Genomic DNA, 1,178 nt, shown 5'->3' with positions numbered 1-1,178 from the left:
GGAACTTACCCGACAAGGAATTTCGCTACCTTAGGACCGTTATAGTTACGGCCGCCGTTTACTGGGGCTTCAGTCAGAAGCTTTGGCTTGCGCCGAACATCCTTCCTTAACCTTCCAGCACCGGGCAGGTATCAGGCTCTATACGTCATCTTTCGATTTTGCAGGGCCCTGTGTTTTTGCTAAACAGTTGGTTGAACCATTTTACTGAGACCATCCGAAGATGGTACGCTTTATCCCGAAGTTACAGCGTCAATTTGCCTAGTTCCTTCTCCATGGCTCACCCGAGCGCCTTAGAATATTCATCTCGTCCACCTGTGTCGGATTACGGTACGGGTTGCTTAAGCCTAACCTTAGAAGTTTTTCTCGGAGGTCTGATTAGGATCACTATCCACGCAGCCGAAGCTTTGCGGTACTATCACGTTCGACATTCTCTGCGGATTTACCTGCAAAAAATATATCTACACGCTTTAACGGACACATCCGTACGTCCGCGGATCTTTCACTACCCCGTCACTCCATCGAAACAAAAGCAAGTGTTGGAATATTAACCAACTTTCCATCAGGTGCGCCTTTCGGCTTTCCCTAAGGACCCGACTAACCCTGATCTGATTAACATTGATCAGGAAACCTTGGACTTTCGGCGAAGTAGTTTTTCACTACTTTTATCGCTACTCATTCCTACATTTTCTTTTGAAATCGCTCCAGCATCCATCACCAGACACCTTCGCAGCAGATTTCAATGCTCCCCTACCAATTGTACAAGTACAATTTTAGAACTTCGGTTCGTAGTTTGATGCCCGATCATTTTCCGCGCAAGACCTCTCGACCAGTGAGCTGTTACGCACTCTTTAAATGAATTGCTGCTTCCAAGCAAACATCCTGGCTGTTATAGAAGTCTCACCTCGTTTGTTCAACTTAACTACGTATTAGGGACCTTAGTTGCTAATCTGGGTTATTTCCCTCTCGGCCACGGACCTTAGCGCCCGCAGCCTCACTCCCGGAGATATGTGTTAGCATTCGGAGTTTGTCAGGGTTTGGTAGGCGGTGAAGCCCCCTAGCCCAATCAGTAGCTCTACCTCTAACACACTTCTTAAATCCGAGGCTGTTCCTAAAAACATTTCGGGGAGAACGAGCTATCTCTCAGTTTGATTGGCCTTTCACCCCTATCCACAGGTCAT

Annotated in this window: 1 rRNA gene; it reads right to left on the bottom strand. The window is 47.3% G+C overall.

The window, feature by feature from the left end:
- A 23S ribosomal RNA gene (locus QUA53_RS29025) occupies positions 1-1,178 on the bottom strand; the annotation flags it as partial.

The organism is Microcoleus sp. Pol12B3, from assembly GCF_036701355.1.
GTDB lineage: Bacteria > Cyanobacteriota > Cyanobacteriia > Cyanobacteriales > Microcoleaceae > Microcoleus.
The sequence above is the reverse complement of the archived record's forward strand: the minus strand, read 5'-3'. Positions and strand labels throughout refer to the sequence as shown.